Annotated in this window: 10 protein-coding genes; 6 read left to right on the top strand and 4 right to left on the bottom strand. The window is 68.3% G+C overall.

The window, feature by feature from the left end; translation table 11 throughout:
* Nucleotides 1-16 precede the first annotated feature (16 nt).
* Together ACPXCG_RS06605 and ACPXCG_RS06600 are read left to right on the top strand one after the other, a co-directional pair.
* The gene (locus tag ACPXCG_RS06605) at nucleotides 17-364 is read left to right on the top strand and encodes a GNAT family N-acetyltransferase (protein WP_425790245.1); all 348 of its coding nucleotides are present in this window, start codon (nucleotides 17-19) and stop codon (nucleotides 362-364) included.
* Nucleotides 365-445: 81 nt separating this feature from the next.
* On the top strand, nucleotides 446-1207 hold the full coding sequence (locus ACPXCG_RS06600; RefSeq protein WP_425790243.1) for a siderophore-interacting protein: 762 nt from the start codon (nucleotides 446-448) through the stop codon (nucleotides 1205-1207).
* 139 nt (nucleotides 1208-1346) lie between these two features.
* Here ACPXCG_RS06600 and ACPXCG_RS06595 read toward each other — a convergent pair whose 3' ends face one another.
* The 3 genes from ACPXCG_RS06595 to ACPXCG_RS06585 are packed head-to-tail and all read right to left on the bottom strand — an operon-like array spanning nucleotide 1347 to nucleotide 13449.
* Nucleotides 1347-3149, bottom strand: a complete 1803-nt coding sequence (locus tag ACPXCG_RS06595) for an ABC transporter ATP-binding protein (protein ID WP_425790241.1) — start codon at nucleotides 3147-3149, stop codon at nucleotides 1347-1349.
* Nucleotides 3146-4726, bottom strand: a complete 1581-nt coding sequence (locus tag ACPXCG_RS06590; protein ID WP_425790239.1) for an ABC transporter transmembrane domain-containing protein — start codon at nucleotides 4724-4726, stop codon at nucleotides 3146-3148. The genes ACPXCG_RS06595 and ACPXCG_RS06590 overlap by 4 nt, the downstream gene beginning before the upstream one ends.
* Entirely contained in the window at nucleotides 4723-13449 is an 8727-nt protein-coding gene (locus tag ACPXCG_RS06585) for an amino acid adenylation domain-containing protein (RefSeq protein WP_425790237.1), read from the bottom strand. The genes ACPXCG_RS06590 and ACPXCG_RS06585 overlap by 4 nt, the downstream gene beginning before the upstream one ends.
* Before the next feature lie 169 nt (nucleotides 13450-13618).
* On the opposite strand from ACPXCG_RS06585, the gene ACPXCG_RS06580 reads away from it, so the two are divergent.
* On the top strand, nucleotides 13619-14554 hold the full coding sequence (locus ACPXCG_RS06580) for a methionyl-tRNA formyltransferase (RefSeq protein ID WP_425790235.1): 936 nt from the start codon (nucleotides 13619-13621) through the stop codon (nucleotides 14552-14554).
* A 26-nt stretch (nucleotides 14555-14580) separates the two neighbouring features.
* Here the strand turns inward: ACPXCG_RS06580 and ACPXCG_RS06575 are convergent, their stop codons facing one another.
* Nucleotides 14581-16245, bottom strand: coding sequence for a (2,3-dihydroxybenzoyl)adenylate synthase (locus ACPXCG_RS06575; RefSeq protein ID WP_425790233.1), 1665 nt, complete (start codon nucleotides 16243-16245; stop codon nucleotides 14581-14583).
* A 143-nt stretch (nucleotides 16246-16388) separates the two neighbouring features.
* On the opposite strand from ACPXCG_RS06575, the gene ACPXCG_RS06570 reads away from it, so the two are divergent.
* The 3 genes from ACPXCG_RS06570 to ACPXCG_RS06560 are packed head-to-tail and all read left to right on the top strand — an operon-like array spanning nucleotide 16389 to nucleotide 22593.
* On the top strand, nucleotides 16389-17741 hold the full coding sequence (locus ACPXCG_RS06570; protein ID WP_425790231.1) for a salicylate synthase: 1353 nt from the start codon (nucleotides 16389-16391) through the stop codon (nucleotides 17739-17741).
* Nucleotides 17729-21286, top strand: a complete 3558-nt coding sequence (locus ACPXCG_RS06565) for an amino acid adenylation domain-containing protein (RefSeq protein WP_425790229.1) — start codon at nucleotides 17729-17731, stop codon at nucleotides 21284-21286. The genes ACPXCG_RS06570 and ACPXCG_RS06565 overlap by 13 nt, the downstream gene beginning before the upstream one ends.
* The gene (locus tag ACPXCG_RS06560; RefSeq protein ID WP_425790227.1) at nucleotides 21283-22593 is read left to right on the top strand and encodes a SidA/IucD/PvdA family monooxygenase; all 1311 of its coding nucleotides are present in this window, start codon (nucleotides 21283-21285) and stop codon (nucleotides 22591-22593) included. The genes ACPXCG_RS06565 and ACPXCG_RS06560 overlap by 4 nt, the downstream gene beginning before the upstream one ends.
* Nucleotides 22594-22616 lie beyond the last annotated feature (23 nt).

Genomic DNA, 22616 nt, shown 5'->3' with positions numbered 1-22616 from the left:
ATGCGCCGGAGGGCTCATGCAACGGAAACATCGATCTCGGCCACCGCAATCTGCGCAGGCGATCCTGCAGCAGATTTCGCAGGTCGTGCACAACCCGGTCCGCGAGCGGTTCGAGCTGTGGGTGGCCGGCGACCTCGTCGGCGTCCTCGGGTACAGCACCGACTGCGTGGACGGCAAGCGGACGATCACCATCCTGCACACCGTTCTCTACGACGAATACACCGGTCACGGACTCGGCACACGTCTGATGCGCGGTGCCGTCGACTACGTCCGCGGCCAAGGCGCCCGACTTCGGCCGGTGTGCTCGTTCACCAAGAGCTATCTCGACGCACATCCCGGGCTGGTGCCGCTCGCGCCGGCATGATCCTCCGCGGGAAGGAAGTTGGACAGTTAGCGTAGGCTACCCTGAGAGCGAATGCCTGTTCTCCGAGGAGGGGTCGTCCAGATGGCGGAAATGACGAAGTCGAAATCGCGCGGCTGGCAGGGGGCCGTCCTCAAACTGTTCGGTGCCGACGACTACGAGCTCACGGTCACGAGCAACGAGAGGATCACCGACGAGTACATCCGACTGGGGTTCACCGGCGGCGGCCTGCTCACCGACCGTCCGGTCCATCCGACCATGTGGGTCCGGATCTGGTTCGAGAACAAGCACGGCAAGCTGCATCAGCGCGCCTATACCCTGGTCGACCCGGAGCCGGCGACCGATTCGTTCTACCTCGAGTTCGCGATGCACGACGGCGCGGCGACCCGGTGGGCCGAGGCCGCGGAGCCCGGGGAGACGATCTCGTCGACCTTCATGGGGTCCAAGTTCGCCATCCCGGAGCCCGCGCCGGCCGGCTGGCTGATCGCCGGGGACACGGCCGCGCTGCCCGCGATCAACTCGCTGCTCGACGCGATCTCGGTGTCGGCGAATCCGTCGACCCCGGCCACCGTCTGGTTCGAGTACGCGCACGAGTCCGACAAGTCGCTGCCGTTGCGGCTTCGCGACCAGGACACCGTCAACTGGATCAAACGGGACCGCGGTGGAGACGCCCTCATCGAGGCCGTTCGCGATGCGGCGTTCGACGCGACAGGCCATTTCGGCTGGGTCGCCCTGGACATGAAGGCCACCCGGGCGGTGTCGGCCTCGTTCAAGAACGACTACAAACTCGGCAAGGCGGGTGTGAAGGCGCAGGCGTACTGGCGAGCGGGCGCGCCCGAATCCTGAGCGAATGAACGGTCGTCGGGCCGCTACCAACCGAATGTGCTCGGGCGCTCCACAAACCGGGCCACAAATCGGGCCATCAGTGGTGTCGCCTCACCGTTGTCGAGTTACGAGACGCGGTGGTTGTCTGACGTCGTGGGGGTCATCGGTGAGTCCTCATGTCGGTTGAGATTGTCTGCGGTGGATGTTCGGCCGGACCGGAATGGTCATCGTGGCCCGGGCGCTGCGCATGGAAGGTGTCCCACAGCCGCGTCAATTCGCCTCCCGCACGGATGAGTGTGTCCGGAGGGCCGTGTTCGGTGATGACGCCTTCGGAGATGATCGCGACGGAATCCGCGGTGAGCGCCTGGGAGAGTCGATGTGCGATCACCAATGTCGTGCGTCCCGCGGTTGCCGCCAACGCCGCCCGATCGAGGTCGGCGGCCTGGTCGCTGTCGGCCTCTGCCGTCGCCTCGTCCAGGATCGCGATCTCGGGGTCGGCGAGCACCAGACGGGCCAGCGCGACCTGTTGCGCTCGAGCCTCGCCGAGGCGGAACCCGCCCTCGCCGACCACGGTGTCGATCCCCGATGGCAATGACCGCACCCACCCGTCGGCACCGACGATGGCCAACGCCTCGAAGGCTTCCGCGCGGGTGGCGGCCGGCGCTGCCAGACGGAGATCGTCGATGAGCGGTCCGGCAAACACGTGTACCTCTTGGCTGATGGTGAAGACCTGTGCGGCAGCCGGTTTGAGTATCTCTCCGTGGTCGCACGCGAGGGTGCCGTCGATCAGGCCGCCGACCGTCGACTTGCCGGCGCCGCTGGCGCCGACCAGCGCGAGTCGATGGCCCCGGGGAATGTCGAGGTCGAGACCACGGAGAATCGCATGATCCGGTGTATAGCCGAAGTGGATGTCGCGCAGTGTCAATCCCGCCTGGCTGACCGGTGAGACCGGTGTGTCGACGTCGGAATCCTCATCGGGTGCCGACGACTTCGTCTCGACGACACCGACCAGTCGGGTGAGACCGGCGCCTGCCAGCTGCAACTCCGCGGAACTGTAGAGGATCATCCCGATCGGGTTGAACAGGCGATGGAAGAGCAGAGCGGCGGCGGTCGTCGCACCGACCGTGACGGCGTCCGTCGACACGAGCCAGAAGCCGATCGAGAGAATCGCTGCCAGACCGACGAACTCGGCTCTGTTCACCCGGCCGACCAGGCGGGTGAACAGGGTGAACACCGAGACCGCGAGGTCCCGGGTGCGCAGCGAGGCCTCCTCGATACGGTCGAGCTCACGGTCCTGCAGGCCGTAGGCAAGGACGGTGTCGCGACTGGTCGCCGACTCGACGACGGCTTGTGCGCGTTCGGCCGCGGCGGCGCGTTCCGCGGCGTAAACGGGTGCCGAACGGGGGACGTACCACCGCAGGGCCGCGACGTAGAACGGGATGGCGCTGAAACCGGCGAGGCCCAGCCGCCAATCGAGTCCGGCCATCGCGATCACGCTGACCACGGTGAGAGCTGCCGCGGTCACGACCGTCGGCACTACCGTGGTGACCGCGCGATTGATGACGGTCACGTCGTTGTTCACCCGCGAGAGCACATCGCCGCGGCCGGCCACCTCGATGGTCGCGCGCGGAAGGTGAAGGGCCGCATCCACTGCCTCGGCGCGTAGATCGGCGATCACGTCGGCCCCGAGGCGTGCCACCGCATACATGGTCGCACCGGCGGCCAGCCCACCGACGACGGCTGCGCACGCGGCGAGCAGTGCGACCGGGATCAACGATCCCGCGGTCGCTTGGCTGCTCACCCGATCCACCAGAATCCCGAGTGCGAGTACGGGAATCACTGCACAGATGGCGGTCACCGCGCAGAGCATCGCGACGGTCGCGGTCAGCATTGGCCTGGCCCGCACGGCCTTGAGCAGCCAGCGCGACGTCTCCGCTCGATCGGCGACCCGCAACGCCGTCATGAAGCGGGCTCCGTGGCACCCGAGGGGAGCGTGACCACACGATCGGCCACCCTGAGCCATGCGGGACTGTTGGTGATCACGGTCGTCGTCCGGGTCGCCCCGCGACCGTGTCGACGCCGGTACACCGCTTCGGCGATGACGCGCTCGGTCATGGCGTCGACCGCGGTCGTCGGATCGTGGAGGACGAGAGTGCGCGGGTCCCGGATGAGGGCGCGCACCAGCGCGAGTCGCTGTCGCTGCCCTCCGGACAGTGACAGTCCGCGATCCGAGACGGGGGTGTCGAGAGCCTCGACGCCGCCGCCGCCCAGGATGTCCAGGCTTCCGAGGGCCTCCAGGAGTTCGACGACCGCGGCCCGGGGCGGCGCACTGCGTCGGTCGACGACCAGATTCGACCAGATCGTTCCGGTGAACAGATCGACCGAGTGTGGTTCGACCAGCAGATCGGGTCGGGCGACGGAACCGATCTGGCTCGCGTATGCCCGAGCGGTCGCGGAATCCGGGGCCCGGACGGCCACGAACTCTCCCTGGTGGGGCGGAGCGGTTGTCGAGTCGCGGTCGGTACGGACGATGGTGTCGTCGGCGGATCGGTGTCGGGCGGTCAGCGTCGAGATGCGTTCGGCCGAGGCGCGAGCCGTCGCGACGCGGCCCGGCAGCATCGCGGCGATCGCCAGCGGCTCGGTCAGGAACTGGGCCAGGCCGAGGACGGTGATGAGTGCGCCGACGGTGATCTGGTCGGTCAACGCGAACCACCCCGCCAATGCAGCGACCCCGACCGCGATCAGACCGGTCACGCCGGTGGCGGCACCGAAGAACGCGCCGTGACCGATGGCCGCGCGCCGCATCGCGAGTCGGGTGCGGCCGTCGGCCTCCCGATAACGGTCGGACGCGATGTCGAGCGCGCCGATGCCGCGCAGCGTGCGCATCCCGGTCACGAGATCGGCCGCGAGTGCGGTGGAACGGCCGATGTGATGCTGCTGCGCGCCGATGAGGCGGGTTGTGAACGGGGACAGGAGCTGTACCAGAGAGAGGATGAGAGGTACCGCGATCAGGACGGTGATGCCGAGAGTGCTGTCGATGCCGATGAGCACTGCGGCGCAGGCGATCAGCGCCACGACGGCCGATCCCGCCTGGGGGACGTAGCGGAGCAGGTTGCCGGTCTCGTCGGCGTCGGAGTTGGAGATGCTCAACATCTCGCCGTCGCGTAGATCCGGTGACGTGACCGGGGTGTCCTCGATGATGGTTGCCGCACATCGCATCCGGAGTCGGTGTGCCTCGCCCTGTGCCGCGGTCATGGCGATCCGGGCCCCATACCGGTACGCGACGGTCAGGACGAGGAAGACCAGGGCCAGCACCGCCAACCACCGCACGAGGGATGCCGCGTCGGCATGGCCGAGCGCCCGATCGACCGCCACCCCGATGAGGACGGGGACCGACACCTCACAGAGCTGATGCAGCGACAGGAGTGCGGTCGAGGCGATCAGTGAGCGCCTGTTGTCCCGCATCGAACCACGCAACACGCGGGCGCCGTCGGGTATCCGGCCGCGGCGGTCCATGGAGACCAGTTCGACGTCGCTCATGGCGTCGCACGACCGTTCCCGCGCGCCGGCCGGGGACGCTGTAGATACGCTTCGACCGCAGGTCCGATGGCGTGCATCGCGGCGTGGGAGCACATCTCCCAGTGCGTGCACCGGACCCGGAGGTCGTCGACGTGCCCGGTGATGGGGCCCATCCAGCTCGACTTCGCGGTCGAGTCGGCGGTGCCGTCCGGATCGGCCGCCACGAACAACGCATCCCCGTCGTACACGGGCGGCACATGCCTGCGGAGAAGCCTGTCCGTGTGCGCGGCCGCATCGATCAGGTAGTACACGACCTCGGGTTGCAGACCTGGCGGCATGTCCTCCACCTCCGCCAGCAGATCATCCACCGATGCCCGTGTCACGGGTGCGTGGTGGTCCCTGATCGCCGCGATCGGGTGATCTTCGAGGCCGAGTGCACTGACCAGGTCTGTCAGTCGCATCGCGTCGTCCCGGTCGGGCAGAGCCGCCGGCAGGACGCTGTCCAACAAGGTCAGCGACCCGACGACGCCCCCGGCGGCCGCGATCCGGGCGGCGATCGAATGAGCGATCACACCGCCCAGTGACCAGCCCAGCAAGTGGACGGGACCGTGCGGCGCCACGTTTCGGATCTCCCGGAGATAGCGGTCCGCCAGGTCGTCGGTCGTGTCGTACGAGAGCACCGAGTCGTCATCGACCACTCCCGGGATCTGTAGGCCGTACACGGGTCGGTCGGCGTCCAGGTGGCGGAGCAATCCGGCGTAACCCCACGACAATCCGATGGCGGGATGAACACAGAACAGCGGGGCGCCGGAGCCGAACGGTCGGATCGGTAGCAGGACGCCCAGCGCAGCATCGTCCGCCACGGGATCTGGATCGTCGAGGCTGCGGGCGAGTGCGCGGGGAGTCGGTTCGTCGAGCACCGCAGCGATCGGCAACAGAGAACCTGTCCGGTCACGAAGTCGGGCAACCATGGCGAATGCGGATATCGATGTGCCGCCCAGCAGGAAGAAGTCGTCGTCGACACCGACGCGTTCGATGCCCAGCTGGTGCGCGAACTCCTCGGTGACCACGTGCTCGGTCGGCGTCGACGGCGGGGCATACGCGGTCGTGGAGGCGAACTCCGGATCGGGTAGGGCCCGCTCGTCGACCTTGCCCGACGGTGTCGTGGGGATCGCGTCGAGGACCACGATCGTCGACGGCACCAGGTGCCGCGGCAGGGTCCGCGCGACCTCGTCGAGGATCTCCCGGGATTGTGGCGCCACGACGTCGGGGTGCGAGGAGTCGTGTCCGACAATGTATCCGACAAGCACGGTATGGCCTTGCGGGCCAGGCTTGCCGACCGCCACGGCCTGCCGAACCGCCGGACTCCGGAGCAGCGCCGCCTCGATCTCGCCCAGTTCGATCCGATGACCACGGATCTTGACCTGTCGGTCGGCGCGGCCGAGATAGCGGATCGAGTCGTCGTCGGCGAGCGACACCAGGTCGCCGGTTCGATACATCCGATCACCGGGTGTACCGAACGGGTTCGCGACGAACCGGTCGGCGGTCAGCGCCGGCCGGGCGTGATAGCCCCGGGCGATGGCCGGGCCGGCGACGTAGAGCTCGCCCACCACCCCGCGCGCGACCGGTCGGAGCGCCGGATCGAGGACGACCATCTCGAAGCCCCGGACCGGACGGCCGATCGGGACCGCGCCGGTCGGCGTGACCGTTTCGGGTTCCAGCGAGGCCACGGTCGCGATGTCGGTGGCCTCGGTGGGGCCGTACCCGTTGCGCATCGCCCGACCGGGTGCCCAGCGGGACACCAGCTCGCGTCCGATCGCCTCGCCGCCGACCCCGAGCACGCGAAGTCCTTCGAGCGCGTCGGGTTCGATCGTCGCGAGGGCCGTCGGCGTCAGCAGGGCGTGGGTCACGCGCTCGTGTCCGACCAGATCGGGCAGCGTCATCGGGCTCGCCTCGGAATCGCTGATCACGAGGGTCGCGGACGCCGACAGGGCCGCGAGCTGCTCACCTACGGACATGTCGAAGCTCGGTGAGGTGTTGTGCAGGAACCGCGAGTCCTCTTCGACGAGGTACGTGTGCCGTCGCTCGCCGGCCAGATTGGCGAGGCCCCGGTGCGACACCACCACGCCCTTGGGGGTACCGGTGGAACCTGACGTGTAGATCAGGTAGGCGGGGTGATCGACGTTGTCGGCGAGCTCGATTCGTGGTTTCCCGGTGTGTGCGGGCACGTCCTCCGGCCGCGTCTGGTGATGCTCGGTCCGGTGATCGTCGAGAACCAGCCACTCGATCGAATCCGGGAGATGCGCACGCGTGCGGCGATCTGTCACACCCAGGCGCGCACCGGAGTCCTCGAGGAGCAGCGCGATGCGGTCGGCCGGATAGGTGGGGTCGACGGGCAGGAATGCGGCACCGGTCTTGGCGACGGCCCATACGCTGCGGACCGAATCGGCCGACCGGCGAAGGGCGATCGCGACATAGTCCTCGGACCGCGCGCCGGCCGCGGACAGGTGAGAGGCCACCTCGTCGGACCACCGGTCGGCCTCGGCATAGGTGATCGATCGACCGTTCCAGCGGATGGCGACACCGTCCGGCCGGCGATCCACCGCCGCCCGGATGATCTGCCGCAAGGTCATCGGCCGCTCCGCTGGCCGACCTCGGAGCGGAACTGTTTGCTGCTCTTCGGATTCGGTCAGGAACGGAAGGGCGTCCACGGCGACCGACGGGTCCGCGCACACGGTCCGCAGGATGCGATCGAAACGCTCGACCACAGCAGCGAGTGCGGTGTCGTCGACCGCCCCCGTCCGGGCGCTGAAGACGAGTCGTGGTCGTGGCTGCGCCTCGACGGTCAGGGTGAGGGGATAGTGGGTCGCCTCGTCCATCGCGACGTCGACGACCCGCACCCCGTCGATACCGTTGGCGGTCACCAGCCCTTCGGTGTCGACCGGGTAGGACTCGAAGACGACGAGGGTGTCGAATCCCGCACCCGGACCTGCTGCCTGCGTGATGTCGGCGAGTCCCAGGTGGTGGTGGTCGATCAAGCAGGCCTGGTCGTCGTGGAGGCGCTGCCAGATCGCCGTGACGGGTTCGCCTGCGTCGGCGCGGACCCGGACCGGCACCGTGTTGATGAACAATCCGACCGTCTCGTCGACCTGGTCGAGCTCTGCGGGCCGGCCCGAGACGGTCGCGCCGAAGGTGACGTCCAGACCGCCGCGCGTGGAGTCGTCGCCGGGTGCGAGGCGTTCCAGGATAATCGCCCAGAGCGATTGGACGACGGTGTTCGCCGTGACGCCGGCATCGTTGGCGCACTGCGCGAGTCGCGCCCATCGTTCGGGGCCGAGGTCCAGGGTCGCGCGTCGAGGAGACCCGGGATCGGAGGAGGTCGCATCCGGTGCGAGCAAGGTGCCCTGTGTCCGACCGGCGAAGGCCTGCGACCAGGCGGTTCGTGCCGCACCCCGGTCCCGGTCCGCGAGCCACAGCAAGAAGTTGCGGTAGCTCGGTGCGTCCGGGAGTGCCGCCTCCAGACCGCGCGTCGCGTAGAGGACGAGGAGGTCGCGGAGCAGGATCGGCATGGACCAGCCGTCGACGACGATGTGGTGGACGGTGACGATCAGCGCGAACGATTCGGGTGCCGTGCGGACGAGACCGAAGCGCAGGAGCGGGGCGCTGTCGAGTGAAAAGGGTTGTGCACGCTGGCGGTATCGGATTCCGTCCAGGAGGTCGGGCACCCGAACGGGGTCGAGATCGGTGAGATCGTCGACCTGCCAGCCGGGTTCGGCGCCTCCCTGCAGCAGGGTGACGAGTTCACCGTTGTCGGAGGTCGTGAAGGCACTGCGCAGCGCCGGATGTCGTGCCACCACCGCGCGCGCGGCGGTGTGGAGACGATCGGCATCGACCGGGCCGTCCAGGCTGATGGTCGCCTGCGAGACGTAGATGTCCGACGGTCCGAAGCCTGCCGTGACCCCGGAGGTCAGAGCTGAGTGGAATGCGAACCCCTGTTGCAGAGGCGAACTCGGCCAGACGTCGACCAGGTCGGGATACCGGGCGATCCACCGGTCCAGGTCTCGCTGGGTGACACGGGCCGGCGCGACGTCGGACGGTGTCCATCCGTGTGCGCCGTGGCGAACCGTGTCGGCCAGTAGCGTCAGTATCTGTTCCCATCGTGCGACAACGCCGCTGACCGTGCCCTCGTCGACGATTCGTGCCACATGGTCGACGGTGGCCGTCAGGGTCAGATCGGCAGGCGTCGCACCGGTCACGATGACGTTGACGTCGAGCGGGGCCACGGCCGGCATGCCCACGTCCGGCGTGACGGCGATCCGGCCGACCTCGTCGGTGGGCAGCCACCCGAGTCCGGCGAACTCGGCCGGAATGGCGTCTGCCGAGACCCGACCGAGATAGTTGAGGCTCACCGCGGGCGAGTCCGCGCCGGGCCCCGCCATCGTGTGTCCGGGTGGTGATGCCAGATACCGGATGACCCCGTAACCCGCTCCACGCGAAGGCAGACCGCGGATCAGTTCCTTGACATACTTGACTGCTTCGATCGCCGCGGTGGCATCGGGAGGGTCAGCGGGAGCGCCGCCGGGACCCACGCCCAGGCGGCCACGATCGATCGGCAGCGGGAAGGCGGTGGTGAACCACCCCACGGTCCGCGAGAGATCTGCTCCGGGTAGCAGCGAATCCTCTCGGCCGTGTCCTTCGAGCTGGACGACCAGCGTGTCGGATGTCGCGGGCGAGGAGGTGGCCACGGCCGCGGCGAGGGTCGCGACGAGGACGTCCTCGGTGGTCGCCCGGAACGCGGTCGGGATCGACTCGACCACGGCACGAGTGAGATCGGCCCCGAGACACATCTCCGTCCGGGCGAGATCGGCCACGGTGTCCCTGGTGGGATCGACCTGCAAGTTGCTGTCGGGCGTGACGGCGTCGAACGCGGATCTCCAATAACCGATCTCGCCGTCGGTGAGCTCGGCCGTACGTTCGGTGAGGCCGTGTGCCCACCGCCGTAGTGAGGTGCCGACCGGTTCGAGTGCCGGGTGCTCTCCCGCACTCACCGCCGACCACGCGGTCATCATGTCGGGTACCAGGATGCGCCACGAGACCCCATCGACCGCAAGATGGTGAATGGCCGCGATGAGCAGGTCGTCGCCGGATTCTTTATGTAGCCAGAGGAATTGGCTCATGATGCCGTCGCGGGGCGCCAGGCGGCCCAGGGCCGCCTCGAGAGCCGTCCGCGCCACCTCGGCGAGGTCGGCGTCGGAGTCCACATCGATACGCCGGACGAGGAGGTCCACCGGGACGGCGCTCTCGGGGTCGATACTCAGCGCGGTGTCCTCGTCGACGAGTCGCCCGCGCAGCGCATCGTGATGGGCGATGACGGCCGAGAGCGTCTCGACGATACCGTCCCGTCCGATTCCGGTGGGCAACCGGAGGACGAGATACTGTGCGTAGCGGTCGATTCCACCCGGCCGGCCGACCAGCCAGCGCATGATCGGGGTGAGCGGCAGCCTGCCCACGCCACCGCCGGGAAGTTCGTCGAGCCGTGGCCGGGGGTCCTGGGTGGTCGCGACGCGCGCCAGCGCTGCGACGGTCTTGCGTTCGAACACGTCGCGCGGGGTGAAATGCAGCCCGTTCGCGCGGGCGCGGGACACCAGGCCGATGGCCCCGATGCTGTCACCGCCGAGGGTGAAGAACGAGTCGTCGGCCCCGACCCGGCCACCCCCCAGTACCTGGCCGAAGAGGTCGGCCAGTGCCTGCTCCGTGGGTGTTCGTGGTGCGCGGTAGGGCTTCTCGGCGGCAAAGGTCGGCTCGGGGAGTCCGGAGGTGTCGAGCTTGCCGTTCGGAGTGACCGGCAGGTGCGCGAGGACCATGACGCTGTCGGGTACGAGACCCACGGGTAGACGTTGTTCGCACCACGATCGAACCACGTCCACGTCCACCGGTGTGCCAGGCACACCGACGACATGGGCAACCAGACGGGCGCCCGCGGCGGTGCCGCGAACCGTGACCACCGCGTGCCGGACCTCGGCGAGTTGCACGAGGGCGGCCTCGATCTCGCCGAGTTCGATCCGGCGGCCCCTGATCTTGACCTGGTTGTCGGATCTTCCGTGGTACTCGAGGTACGGCGTGTGGAGGTCGCCGGGCACCCACGACACCACGTCGCCGGTCCGGTACATCCGGGCGCCGGACACGAGGGGGCAGGCCACGAAGCGCGTCGCCGTGAGCGCGGTCAGGCCGTGGTAGCCCCGCGCCAGTCCCGGGCCGGCGAGATAGAGCTCGCCCCGGACGCCGGGAGGTACCGGGCGCAGCCATGAGTCGAGGACCATGACCTGGAAATCGTGGACCGGGCCACCGATGGTCACGGCGCTGTCCGCGGTGAGCGCGGCGACCGTGGCGATGTCGGTGGCCTCCGTCGGGCCGTACCCGTTTCGCATCTCGCGTCCGGGCGCCCACCGGCGCACGAGATCCGCGGTGACGGCTTCGCCGCCGACGCCCAGCATCCTGAGCCCGGTGAGGCGCTCCGGTGCGAGGGTCGAGAGGACGGTCGGCGTCAGCAGTGCGTGGGTGACGCCGGCGCGTGTGATGACGTCGGCGAGCTCGTCGGGGGTCAGACCGGGTGTGGCGACGACCAAGGTTGCCGACGCCGACAACGCCGAGATCTGTTCGCCGACAGCCATGTCGAAACTCGGTGAGGTGTTGTGCAGGAATCGGGAATCGGGGGCGACGCGATAACTGTGGCGCCGTTCGGCGGCGAGCGCCGACAGGCCCCGGTGGGTCACGACCACGCCCTTCGGGGTCCCGGTCGACCCGGAGGTGTAGATCATGTACGCGGGATCGTCCACGCGGGCGGTCTGCGTTGCCGCACCGGCGGATTCGCCCTCACCGGGCTCGCCGCAGGCGGTGTCGGAGTCGTCGAGATCATCGAGGACCAGCCAGTCGACGTCGTCGGGCAGGCGGTCGCGAAGCGCCCGGGTGGTGATACCGACCGTCGAACCGCTGTCGGTGAGGATGTGACGAATCCGCTCGGTCGGGTAATCGGGGTCGACCGGAACGAACGCGGCGCCCGAACGGGCCACGGCCCAGACGGAGCGGACCGAGTCCAGGGAGCGCTCGATCGCGATCGCGACGAATGTGCCCGGCCGTGCACCCCGATCGGCCAGGTGCCTGCCGACCGCCGCCGCCCAGTGCCCGGCCTCTCGGTAGGTGGCGCTACCGTGCTCAGCGCCGCGATCGTGATGGGTGAACGCGATGGCATCCGGGGCCCGGACGATCGCCTCGTCGATGATGGCCCCCAGGGTGCGCGGGGGCGGGGCGATCGGGCCGGGTGCGGGCACCAGGGTGTCGCGTTCGGCATCACTCAGCGTGTCGATCGACAGCACGCGGCGTGCCGGGTCGCCCTCGGCGAAGGCCTCCAGCACCGCCATCATGCGCTCGTGATGGCGGTCGAGTGTGTCGCGATCGTAGAGGTGATGGTTCGCCAGGATGTCGACCCGGGTGCCCTCGGCGGCCGGGTAGAGGTTGACCATCATGTCGGCGATCGGCCCGGAGGTCAGTACGTTGAAGTGGCCTGCGACAGAACCCAACTCGAGATCGGTCGGGAAGTTCATCACGTTGATGGTCGGGCCGTACAGCCCGCCGAGTTCGGCGCCGTTGGTGGCGCGTGCCGGATCGGCGGCGACCAGGTCGGCGCGGAGGTCCTCGCTGCGATACCGCTGATGGCGGAGGGCACCGGTGAGTTCCAGTCCGGTGGCCTTCACCAGCTCGCCGACGGTGGTGGCCGCGTCCACCTGCATCCGGATCGGCACGACGTTGGACACCATGCCCGCGGCCTTGCGCAGCACCGCGTTGGTGCGTCCGGTCACCGGCAGGCTGAGCACCACGTCGGAGGTGTCGGTCGCGATGGCGAAATAGGCGGCGACGGCGGCGATGGTGACGGCTGCGTCGATGCTCTGGTACCGCTCGGCCGCGGCGGCGAGGCGACCCGACAGGCCGGGCGAGAGCAGTCCGCCACCACGCAGCGGGGTGATGTCGGGAGGGCCCGCCACGCCGGCCGGAGACAGCGGGGCCGGCAGGTCACGTGCCTTCGCCATCCAGTGGTCGCGGTCGGTCCGAAACCGCTTCGAGTCCCGGTACGCGGCATCGGCGGCCACGAGGTCCTCGAGCGGGGATGCGGCATAGCTGTCATCGGACGCGCCGGTCCCGGCGAGTTCTGCGGTGTACAACTCGGCGGCGCGATTCATGAACCGGATCGCGCCGTATCCGTCGACGACGACGTGGTGGATGCACGAGTACCAGTAGTGGTGACCGTCGGCGAGGCGGAGTACGGCGCCGCGGATGAGCCGGTCTTCGAGCAGGTCGAAGCCCGCGGTGTAGTCGGCGACCATCCACTGGTGTGCGGCAGCGGCCGGATCGTCGTGATCACGCACGTCGACGATCGGGAAGTGGTCCTCGCCCGAACGGTCGACGACCTGGTAGGGCACCCCGTCGACCTCGCCGATCCGGATCAGGCACTCGACCTCGGTCAGGCCGCGGCGGCAGACCCGATCGAGGACATCGATGTCGAGATCGCCGTGGAGTTCCACATAGGTCGCGATGACGATCGGGGTGTCCGGGATCAGCTGTTGGGCGAACCACAGTCCCCGCTGAGCTGCGGTGAGCGGCAGGCGAGGCGACGCGACATCGTCAGTCCGACGTGATTCGGGCAGCCGTTCAGCGGCACCGATCTGATCATCGATCGTTCGTGGGTTCAACGAAGGTTCCTCGCGGCCATGTCGAGGCTCGTTTTCACGGAGCCAGGTAATGAGGTTACGCTAACCTCACTCATTGAAGTGAACCATGCGCACGCTGTCAAAGCCCGGCGACCTACCGAACGGGTCACCACCACGCGGATTGCGTTGCGCCACAAGGAGGATGAACCGAATGCGGATCGTGACCTTCGGCTACCAGACCTGGGGCCACCGGACGCTCGAGGCGCTCATCGAATCGCCGCACGAGGTCGTGTTGTCGGTGACGCACCCGCCGAGTGAGCACGCGTACGAGACCATCTGGTCGGATTCGGTCGAGGACCTCGCCCGTGAGCACGGCATACCGGTTCACCTCGCACAACGCCCCGACGACGAGTTGATCGAGCGGGTCAAGCACCTCGAACCCGACATCATCGTCGCGAACAACTGGCGCACGTGGCTGCCGCGGGAACTGTTCGACCTGCCGCCCCACGGAACGCTCAATCTGCACGACTCGCTGTTGCCGAAGTTCACCGGCTTCTCGCCGGTGATCTGGGCGCTGATCAGCGGTGAGTCCGAGGTCGGCCTCACCGCGCACCGGATGGACGACGGTCTCGACACCGGCGACGTCGTCCTCCAGCGGGCGGTTCCGATCACGTCGACGTCCACGGCGACCGAACTCGTCGCGGCCACCATCGACCTCATCCCGGGCGTTCTCGGTGATGCGCTCGAGCAGATCGAATCCGGCACAGCCGTGTGGACCCCGCAGCGGCTCGAGGACCGGACCTTCTTCCACAAGCGATCCGAGATCGATTCGGCGATCAACTGGAACTGGCCCGCCGACCAGATCGATCGACTGGTGCGGGCCCAGTCCGATCCATATCCGAACGCGTACACCCACTTTCGTGGTCAGCGGTTGAGGGTCACCAAAGCATCTGTGTCCCGTTGCGTCTACGGTGGCACGCCGGGACGGGTGTTCATCCACGAAGGCGACGGCATGGTGATCGTCGCCGGCTCGGATGCGCACCTGGGGCGTAACAAGGGTCTCGTGATCGAACGGCTGCGCACCGACGACGGAGTCGAGCATGCCGCCAAGGACTTCTTCCCGCACGGGGGCGGATACCTCGGGTGACCGGGTCGATGCCGCTCCGGTCCGGGTCAGGCGCCCGGCGACGGCTCCCGTAGTGCCGCCTTGTCGATCTTCCCGACGGCGGTGAGCGGGAGCGCCGGGACGACCCGCAGCGCGTCCGGGAGTTTGAACGCAGCCAAACCGCGTTCGGTCAAGAAGGCCCGGACGTCGCGCAGTTCCAGCGGCTCGGCGCGCGGGTGCTCGTGTGACAGCACGACGACGGCACAGATCTTCTCACCCAGCGCGTCGTCGGGGAGTCCGATCACGGCGGCCTGCCGAATCGACCTGTGTGCCAAGAGATTCTCCTCGACGTCGTCGGCGGCCACGTTCTCGCCGGCGCGCACGACGGTGTCCTTGATACGCCCGGTCACGGCGAGATGCCCGGAAGGCAGGCGGCGTACCTTGTCGCCGGACCGGAAGTACCCGTCCGACGTGAACGACCGCAGGTTGTGCTCGTCGGCGCGGTAGTAGCCCCGGATCGTGTACGGACCGCGGACCAGGAGTTCGCCCTCGGTTCCGTCGGGGACGTCGCGGCCGTCCTCGTGGACGACGCGGATCTCGTCGTACTCCGACATCGGTGCGCCCTGGGTGGTGTGCACGAGTTCCCGAGGGTCGTCGAGACGGGTGTAACAGATCAGTCCCTCGGCCATGCCGAACACCTGCTGGACCACGTCGCCGAGTGCGTCATCGAGGGCCATCGCATCCGGTGCCGCGAGTTTTGCGCCACCGACCTGGAGCAGACGCAACGAGCCGATGTCGGCGGGCTCCCATTCGGTGGCCGCGCACCACACCTGCGCGAGCGCCGGCACCAGCGCGGTGACGGTCACGCGATGGCTCTCGATGAGATCGAAAGTGTTGTCGGGACTGGGATTGTCGGTGAACACGACGTGCCCGCCGACCGTCACCATGCCGAGTATCCCGGGGCAGCAGAGCGGGAAGTTGTGGGCGGCGGGCAGCGCCACCAGGTACGTGTCGTCGGCGTTCAGCCCGGCGATCTCGCCTGACCGCCGCGCGTTGTAGGCGTAGTCGTTGTGAGTACGCGCGATGAGCTTGGGCAGCCCGGTGGTGCCGCCCGAGATGAGGAACAGGGCAGGCGCGTCCGGGTCGATGTCGCCCTCGTCCGGGAGCGGTACATGGGCGGGATCGGCATCGGGCAGAGCCGAGAACGAGCCGGGGTCACCGTCGACGAAGACCTTCCGTACAGACGGCACCGTGTCCTGTACCGCGACGGCGAGTTCCCGGTGGTCGAATCCGCGGCGATCGTCTTCGGTGATGTAGGCGACGGCTCCGGAGCCCGCGGCGAGGTGCACGATCTCGGCGCTCCGATGGGCGGGCAGGGTCATCACCGGGACGACGCCTGCGCGGAGCAGACCGAAGAGATTGATCGCGAACTGTGCGGAATTGTGCTGCTGCAGGATCACCCGGTCACCGAGGCGCAATCCGGCCCTGGTGAAACCGGCGGCGCGTCGGGTCGCGGCCGACTCGAGTTCTGCGTACGTCAGGGTGACCGGACCGTCGACAGATGCATCGGTCACCGCAGGCGCGGTGGGCCGTTTGGAGGCTGCGTCGATGAGTACGTGCCACAGGGGCCGTCCGGGAAACACCCCGGACTCCCGATAGCGGATCGCGGCGGACGCGGGGTGCGGTGCGAAGCCGACGGTGAGGTCGGATGCGTCGGCTGTCGGGTTCTGCACGCTGGAGCCTTTCGGTGGCGTCGAGGACAGTGAATTAGGTTACCCTTATCCGCTCGCGGCTACCGCAGGGCCATAGTTTAGGCTGTCCTAAGGTTATTGCCCAAGATTGTTGCCCTGGATCTCGACACACGAAGGAAGTCCGCATGTCGTTGACTGTCGACTCGCACGCCGCCGGCGCGCCTCGTCGCCCTCGGTTGTCCCCGGAGGTCGCTGCCCGGATCTGTGCGACGTGGGCTGCGTCCGGTGAGTTCGGCGAACACGTCGTGTACGAGCGAGATCGTCGGTGGACGTTCGCTGCCGGGGTGGCGGCCAGGATCGTGGTCACCACGACCGAGGTGATCGTCACCGAGGCCGGCCACCGGGTGTCCACCCCGTGGCATGGGGACCCGTCGACGACCGTGGCCGAAGCGCTGGATGCGCTGGCGGGCGACGAGTGGCGGGTCTACGGCTGGATCGGGTTCGACTACTGCGCGCCGTTCCACGGGCTCGTCGACAGAGTCACCGACGGCGTCGTCCTCGCGCACCTGATGGTGCCGGAGTTCGAGGCGTTCGTGGACGGCTCCGGTATCGACACGGGCACCGCCGACGACGTGCGGGCGGAGCGCCTACGGGAGCTCGCGGCGACCGCCACGTCACCGCCGGAGCCGACGCATGTCGACGTCGGTGTGGATCACGACGACTACCGGGGGCGCGTGGCCCAGGCCATCGACGAGATCACCAGGGGCGACTATCAAAAGGTCATCATGTCCCGTCGTGTCGATGTCCCGTTCGACGTCGACATCCCGGCGACCTACGCGCGGGGCCGGGCCGGCAACAATCCGGCTCGGTCGTACCTCCTCGATCTCGGGTCGTTGTCCGCGGCGGGGTTCAGCCCGGAACTGGTGCTGGCGACCGAACCCGACGGCACGGTGATCACCGAGCCGCTGGCCGGGACACGAGCGTTCGGGCGGTCGACGGAGCTCGACGCCGCCGCGCGTGCCGACCTCCTCGCCGACGCGAAGGAGATCGCGGAGCACGCGATGTCGGTCCAGGCGTGCTTCGAGGAGATCGCCTCGGTGTCACTGCCCGGTACCACGGTGGTCAGCGAGTTCATGGTGGTGCGCGAACGCGGCAGCGTCCAGCATCTGGCCTCCACCGTCCGCGGCGAGCTGTCGCCGGAGGCCGGGCCGTGGCGTGCGCTGGCCGTCCTGTTTCCGTCCATCACGGCGTCAGGAATTCCGAAATCCGATGCGCTGGAGGCTATCTACCGGCTGGAACCCGATCGCCGCGGGCTCTACTCCGGTGCCGTGGTGGTGGCGTCCTCGGCGGGTGACCTCGAGGCAACCCTGACCCTGCGGAGTATCTTCGCGGTCGGGAACCACGCGTGGTTGCGTGCCGGTGCCGGCATCGTCGGCCAGTCGAACCCCGACCGCGAGTTCGAGGAGACGTGCGAAAAGCTCGGGAGCGTGGCTCCTTACGTGGTCCGGCGGCATGCAGAGGGGAGATGCAGGTCATGAGCAGCCATCGTCACGAGGTCACGAGTGCGATCGCCGAAGCGCTCGACATCGCACCGGAGGACATCCGGTCCGACACCGATCTGATCGAACTCGGGCTGGATTCGATCCGGATGATGAAAATCGCAGGGCGGTGGCGCAAGCGTGGTCATCGACTGAATTTCGCGCAGCTGGCGGCCGAACCGACCGTGGATTCGTGGGCGGCGATGCTCGCGGCGACCGCCCCGGCGACCGAATCTCCGGGAATTGCTTCGGAAAGTGACCCCGATATCGTTGTGGGCCCGGACCTCTCGACATCCGATGGCACCACACAGTTGGAGCCGTTCGCCCTGGCCCCGATGCAGCACGCCTATTGGATCGGGCGCACCGAGGTGGCGGATCTCGGCGGCGTGGCCGCGCACCTCTACGTCGAATTCGACGGTGCGGGGCTGGATGCCGACCGACTGCGCTCCGCGATGGGGGCGCTGGTGGCGCTCCATCCGATGCTCCGTGCGGAATTCCGGCCGGACGGAACCCAGCGGGTCGTCCCCTCGTTGTCGCGAGACCTGCTGCAGGTCAACGACCTCCGGACCTCCGACATCGGCGGGATCGACGCCGTGCTGGCGGCGGAGCGCCGGACCAAGAGCCACCAGATGCTCGACGTCGCGGCCGGGCAGGTGGTCGATCTCACCCTCACGCTCCTGCCGGACGGCCGGCACCGCGTTCATCTCGACATCGACATGCTGGCCGCCGACGCGATGAGTTACCGTGTGCTGCTGGCCGATCTGGTCACCCTCTACGACGGGGGGACCCCACGGGTGCCGGACTACACGTACCGCGACTATCTGCAGCACCGCGCGGCGCATCCCGATCCTGCCCGCGCTCGCGACCAGTTGTGGTGGGCCGAGCGGATGGCCGATCTGCCTTCGGGTCCCGCACTACCCACGAGGAGTGAGGGTTTCGGCGAGCCCGCCGATGCTCATCGGGTGGTCAGGCACCACCACTGGGTCGATCCGGAGGCGAAGGACACGCTGCTCGCCGCGGCGCACCAACGTGGTGTGACACCGGCGATCGCGTTGGCCGCGGTCTTCGCGGCCACCATCGGGGCGTGGTCGAGTGACGACCGGTTCCTCCTGAATGTCCCACTGTTCCATCGCGAGCCGGTCCACCCAGACATCGATCGGGTGTCGGGTGATTTCAGTTCCTCGGTCCTGATCGACGTCGATGTGCGCCACGCCCAGTCCGTACTCGACCTCACGCGTGCGATGCAGAAGACGATGCACGCCAACGGATCGTACGCGAGTTATGGTGCGCTCGAGGTACTTCGAGACCTGGGCCGTACGCGTGGCGAACAGGTGATCGCGCCGGTCGTGTATACGAGTGCACTGGGCCTCGGCGAACTGTTCTCCGATGCCGTCCTCGAGCGATTGGGGGAACCCGCCTGGATCGTGTCGCAGGGGCCCCAGGTCACCCTCGACGCGCAGGTGACAGAACTGCGCGGAGGGCTGCTGCTCAACTGGGACGTAAGGGAATCGGCGTTTCCGCCCGGCGTCGTCGAGGCGATGTTCGCGCAGTACACCGCAGCCATCGAGCTGCTCGGTGACGGCGACGCCGGATGGATGGCCACGTCGGCCCCGCAACTGCCTGCCGAACAGCGGGCAATCCGGGCACGGGTCAACGGGACCGCCGGTGCGACGAGCGGCCGGGTGCTCCATGAGGAGTTCTTCTCGCGATCGATCCATGAGCCGGAACGAACCGCCCTGGTCTGGCGTGACGGGTCCCTCTCGTACGGGGAACTCGCCAGGGAGGCGCTTGCGGTGGCCGGTGCCCTGCGCGGCGCGGGTGTGCTGACCGGAGACGCGGTCGGTGTGCAACTCCCGAAGGGGCCGGAGCAGGTGGTCGCCACGCTCGGCGTCTTCGCGGCGGGGGCGGTCTGGGTTCCCATCGGACACGACCAGCCCACGGCCCGCCGGACGACGATCCTCGAGACGGGTGAGATCCGCGCTCTCGTCGGCAGCGCTGTGGCACTCGAGGACGTACCGGACGGGGTGGCCGGCATCGACCTGGACCAGGCGCGCCGCCACGGCACGCCGTTTGCCGAGGCCGTCCGGCCCGATCCGGAGTCGGTGGCCTACATCCTGTTCACCTCGGGGTCCACCGGCACGCCGAAGGGCGTCGAGGTGCCGCACCGAGCCGCCATGAACACGATCGATGACATCAACGACCGGTTCTCGGTGGGTCCGGACGACCGGTCTCTCACCGTCGCCGCCCTCGAGTTCGACATCTCGGTATACGACATCTTCGGACTCTTCAGCGCAGGCGGCGCTGTGGTCGTCGTGGATGCCGATGCCGCGCGGGACCCGGCGGCCTGGCTGGAACTCCTCCGTGTGCATCGGGCGTCGATCCTCACCTGCGTCCCCAGTGCACTGGACATGTTGCTGACCGTGGCCGAGACGGAGGTGGACGGACTCGGGGATTCCGTGCGTGCAACGCTTCTGGGTGGCGACTGGGTGGGCGTCGATCTGCCGCGTCGGCTGCATGCGCTGGCGCCCGAGGCGCGATTCGCCGGACTCGGCGGGGCGACCGAGATCGCCATCCACGGCACCGTGTGCGAGGTGACCGATCCGCCGGCGCACTGGACATCGGTTCCGTTCGGGACTCCGCTGCGCAACGTCGAGTGCCGCGTGGTCGATTCGTCGGATCGCGACTGCCCGGACTGGGTCACCGGCGAACTCTGGGTCGGTGGCGCGGGTGTGGCCCGCGGCTACCGGAACGATCCGGGACGCACCGCCGACCGCTTCATCGAGCGTGATGGGCAGCGGTGGTATCGCACCGGTGACCTCGCCCGGTACTGGCCGGACGGCACACTCGAATTCCTCGGACGCGCCGACCATCAGGTGAAGGTCCGTGGCTTCCGGGTGGAACTCGGTGAGGTCGAGGGCGCGCTGCGATCGGTGGACGGTGTCCGCCACGCCGTCGCGACGGTCGTCAACGGCTCGGGCGGCCTGCGCAACCTCGTTGCCGCGATCGTCGTCGACGATGCTGCGGCGACACCATCGACGATCGAGTCGGAACTGCACAAACTGCTGCCGACATACATGATCCCGTCGCGAATCGAGATCGTCGACGCGCTTCCCCTCACCGAGAACGGGAAACTCGACCGCAAGGTGATCGGCGCCCTGCTCGACAGTGGCGATGTCGTGTCCGAAAGCATCTCTCCCGCAGATGATCTGGAGAAGGCGCTGCTCGGCATCGTGGCCGAGACGCTGTCGGTCGACCGGGAGCGGGTCGGCGTCACGGATGACTTCTTCGCGATCGGTGGTGATTCGGTGCTGGCCACGACGGTCGTCGCCCGCGTGCGGGAATGGCTGGATGCGCCGCACGTCGGGGTCGTCGACATCTTCACGGCCCGGTCGGTCCGCGAACTCGCTCGCCGCATCGACGAATCCGACGAACGGCCTGGGCGACTCGAACAGGTCGCCGCCCTGTACCTGGAAGTGGTCGAGATGGACGACGACGCCGTCGACGCGGCGACACTCGCCGACGAACTGACGGAGACCCGCCGATGAGCGTCCGGCAACCGGAGACGATGATCATCATCGGCGCGGGTCCCAAGGCGCTGGCGGTCGCGGCCAAGGCGAAGGTGATGCGTGACCTGGGCCTGCCGGCACCGCGTGTGCATGTGGTCGAAGCCCATGCCGTCGGTGCCAACTGGCAGTCCATCGGGGGATGGACCGACGGGCGGCACCGGCTCGGTACCAGCCCGGAGAAGGACATCGGTTTCCCGTATCGCTCCGCGGTGGCCGGTCGCGGAGATGGCGCGATGAATGCCGAGATCAGCAGGCGGATGCTGGATTACAGCTGGATGTCGTTCCTGGTGGAACATCAGACCTACGCCGAGTGGGTGGACCGTGGACGTCCGAACCCTCACCACAACGTATGGGCCCGCTACCTGCAATGGGTGGCCACCCGCATCGAACTGGAAGTCACCATCGGAACCGTGCGGTCGATCTCGGCCGACGAGGACCAGTGGAGTCTCGATGTCGTCGGGGCCGACGGCCACCCGATCGAGATCGTCGGGGACGGTCTGATGGTGACCGGTCCCGGATCGAGCGGTAGCGCGATGATCGACGACGAGCGGGTGCTCTCGGTGTCGGCGTTCTGGGATCTGGTGTCGCGTAGAGGATTGCCGGTCGCGTCACGTGCGGCGGTGATCGGCGGCGGTGAGACCGCAGGCTCCGCACTCGACGAACTCGTGCGCCATGAGGTGATGACCGTCTCGGTGATCTCGCCGGGTGCGACGATCTACACGCGCGGCGAGAGCTATTTCGAGAACGCCATGTTCAGCGATCCGACCGGGTGGGCGAGTCTGTCGCCGGAGGAGCGACGTGACGTGATCCGGCGCACGGACCGAGGGGTCTTCTCGGTCACGGTGCAGGAGAATCTGCTCGGGGACAACAGGGTTCACCACCTCCAGGGTCGCGTGGTAGGGGCGCGGCGCGCTGACGACCTGATCGCGGTGACACTGCACAATCCCGGGCGGCCGGCGCAGACCCACTCCTTCGATCTCGTGGTGGACGCGACCGGTGGTCAGCCGCTCTGGTTCCTCGACCTCTTCACCGAGGATGCCGCCGACATCCTGGAGCTGACACTGGGCTGGCCTCCGACGCTGGAACGCATCGAGTCGTCGATCGGACACGACCTGGCGGTGACCGGGCTGACACCCAAGCTCTATCTGCCGAACCTCGCCGGCTTCGCCCAGGGGCCGGGATTCCCGAATCTCAGCTGCCTCGGTGAGGTGTCGAATCGCATTCTTCGCCTTGCTGTCCGGCAGGGGCGCGGTGTGCGCGAATCTCGTGTCGACGAGGCCCGCTGATGGGTGGCGGGCAGCTCCGTGCG

The organism is Gordonia sp. DT218 (assembly GCF_049847105.1).
GTDB lineage: Bacteria > Actinomycetota > Actinomycetes > Mycobacteriales > Mycobacteriaceae > Gordonia.
Note: the sequence above shows the minus strand (reverse complement) of the source record. Positions and strands in the feature narration are given on the sequence as shown.